The 2,511-nt window shown below is 68.5% G+C and carries 3 protein-coding genes; all 3 read left to right on the top strand.

All coding sequences use genetic code 11. The annotated features are described in order from the left end of the window. Window positions 1-698, top strand: a 698-nt coding sequence (locus JWP28_RS17450) for an ATP-binding cassette domain-containing protein (protein WP_299544915.1), incomplete at its 5' end; no start/stop codon positions are given. Window positions 699-1,199: 501 nt separating this feature from the next. Beyond that, window positions 1,200-2,210 carry an ABC transporter substrate-binding protein gene (locus tag JWP28_RS17445; RefSeq protein WP_299544913.1) on the top strand — a complete coding sequence of 337 codons (1,011 nt, stop codon included), beginning with the start codon at window positions 1,200-1,202 and terminating at the stop codon, window positions 2,208-2,210. A gap of 1 nt (window position 2,211) precedes the next feature. Continuing rightward, the coding region (locus tag JWP28_RS17440) for an ATP-binding cassette domain-containing protein (RefSeq protein WP_299544911.1) at window positions 2,212-2,511 on the top strand (300 nt) is incomplete at its 3' end.

The raw sequence follows: 2,511 nt of genomic DNA, 5'->3' as shown, positions 1-2,511 counted from the left end.
TGGGCGGTGACCAGGTGCTGGTGCGCGGCGAGCCGCGGCACGTGGTCTCCTACGCCAAGGACTTCCTGTTCAAGGAGAGCCAGCTGCGCCAGCCGGTGCGCAGTCTCTCCGGCGGCGAGCGCAATCGCCTGCTGCTGGCCCGCGCGCTCGCCACGCCCGCCAACGTCATGGTGCTGGACGAGCCCACCAACGACCTCGACATGGACACCCTGGACCTGCTGGAGGACCTGCTGGCCGACTACGAGGGCACGCTGATCCTCGTCAGCCACGACCGCGACTTCATCGATCGCCTCGCCACCTCCACCATCGGGCTCGACGGGCATGGACGCACGGTGGAGACCCCCGGCGGCTGGCAGGACTTCGTTGGCCAGAACCCCGGCTTCTTCGGCCGGCCGCCCATCGCGGCGGCCGCAGCGGTCAAGGCTGCCTCGCCCAAGGCCCCGCCCGCCCGCGCCGCCAAGCTCTCCTACAAGGACCAGCGGCGGCTAGCGGAGCTCGAGACCCTCATCGCGGAGGCCCCCGCAAAGACGGCCGCCCTGGAGGCCAGGCTTGCCGATCCGGGCCTCTACGGACGCGACCCCGAGGCGTTCCGGAAGCTCAGCGGCGACCTCGACGCGATGCGCGCGCAGCTCGCGGCGGCAGAAGAGGAATGGCTGGCGCTGGAGGAGCGGCGGGAAGCCCTGGAATCGGCCCGCTGAGCGCCAAGGCGAGCTTTTCTGTGGGTATCTTCTCCTGCTGAAATCATTGGGGAATTTTGACGCGCTCCCCGAGTTATTAACCATATGTTCACAGGTTTTTGACAGCCGGCTCAATCTAGGGATGAATCTGGCGCTTGCCGGATTTCCGGTTCGAGAGCACCGTTCGTTTGCCGAGAGGGACTGCGGCGCGGGCGGACGGAGATGCCGGAAACGGCGGACCCCGAAGCAGAGGCGAGCAGAAGGTTTCAGCGAAGCGAGGACCGGGGCGACCCGGGACAGACTCCACCGAGACACCGGCCGCGACGGAAAACCAGTGAGCTTGCTCACGAACCGAAATCGCGATCGACCTGGAAGGCACAGATCCCCCAACGGATCTGGATGAGAGGGCGACGCCTCGGGCAACCGGAGCGCCGCCCTCTTGCTATGGGCGTTAGTTCCGCCCCGTCTTCCAACCTGCGGCGGAGCGCCCTACCTTCGCCTCCGCTCAGTCGGGGGGTGTCCATGAAAGCCTTGCGTTCCATTGTCGTCGCGCTGGCCGCGATGCTGGCAGCCTGCTCGCCGGCCAAGCACGAAGCCTCCCAAGGCGCGGGGCCCAAGCTCACGCCGATCCGCTTCGCCACCGACTGGCGCGCCGAGGCCGAGCACGGTGGCTTCTACGAGGCGCTGGCCAACGGCGAGTACGCCAAACGCGGCCTCGACGTGAAGATCGTCCAGGGCGGGCCGGGCGTGAACGTGCCCCAGCTGCTGGCCGCGGGCTCCGTGGACCTGGGCGTCGGCTCCAACAGCTTCATCGTGCTCAATCTCGTCCAGGAGTCCGTGCCGGTGAAGGCGGTGGCCGCGGTCTTCCAGAAAGACCCGCAAGTGCTGATCGCGCACCCGGGCACGGGCGTCGAAACCCTGGCCGACCTCAAGGGCCATCCGATCCTGCTGGGCGACGCCTCGGTCACCGCCTTCTGGGTCTGGCTGAAGGCCAAGTACGGATTCAGCGACGACCAGGTGCGCAAATACACCTTCAACAACGGCCCGTTCCTGGCCGACAAGCGCGCCGCCCAGCAGGGCTATCTAACCTCTGAACCGTACACCATCGAGAAGGAGGCCGGCCTGAGGCCCAAGGTCTTCCTGCTGGCCGACAACGGCTACCCCGGCTACGCCACCATGATCATGGCCCCCGACACCCTGATCGCGAAGAATCCGGTGGCGGTGAAGGCCTTCGTCGAGGCCACGGCCAAGGGCTGGCAGGACTACCTCTACGGCGACCCGAAGCCCGCCGACGCGCTGATCAGGAAGGACAACCCGGAGATGACCCAGGACGTCCTCGACCAGGCGCGCGCCAAGCTGAAGGCCTACGCCATCGTCGACGGCGGCGACGCCAAGACGGGCGGCATCGGGGCCATGACCGACGCACGCTGGAAGACCTTCTTCGACATGGCCGCGGGCCAGGGCGTCTATCCCAAGGCCATGGACTACCGGCGCGGCTACACCCTTCAGTTCCTGGGCCAGCCGGCGAAATAGAGTGGGCGTCGCCGCTCTCAGAGACGTCCAGGTCGACTACCCGCGGGGCCGGGCGCTCGGGCCTTTCAGCCTGGCGATCGACGCGGGCGAGATCGTGTCGCTGGTCGGTCCCTCGGGTTGCGGCAAGTCCACGGCCATGCGGCTGCTGGCCGGACTGGAGGCGCCTAGCGCCGGGATGGTCGTCCGCACGCCCGGCCGCGGGGAGACCGCCGTGGTCTTCCAGGCGCCGACCCTTGCGCCCTGGCTGTCGGCCCGCGCGAACGCCGCCCTGCCCCTGGAGCTGGCCGGCCGCCACCGCGCC

This window comes from Phenylobacterium sp. (genome assembly GCF_028290885.1).
Classification (GTDB): domain Bacteria; phylum Pseudomonadota; class Alphaproteobacteria; order Caulobacterales; family Caulobacteraceae; genus Phenylobacterium.
This window is presented reverse-complemented; position numbering and strand designations above follow the sequence as displayed.

What these genes read in the sequence shown, in the direction of transcription:
- JWP28_RS17445 (WP_299544913.1), top strand. Translation starts at nt 1,200, where the DNA reads ATGAAAGCCTTGCGTTCCATTGTCGTCGCGCTGGCCGCGATGCTGGCA.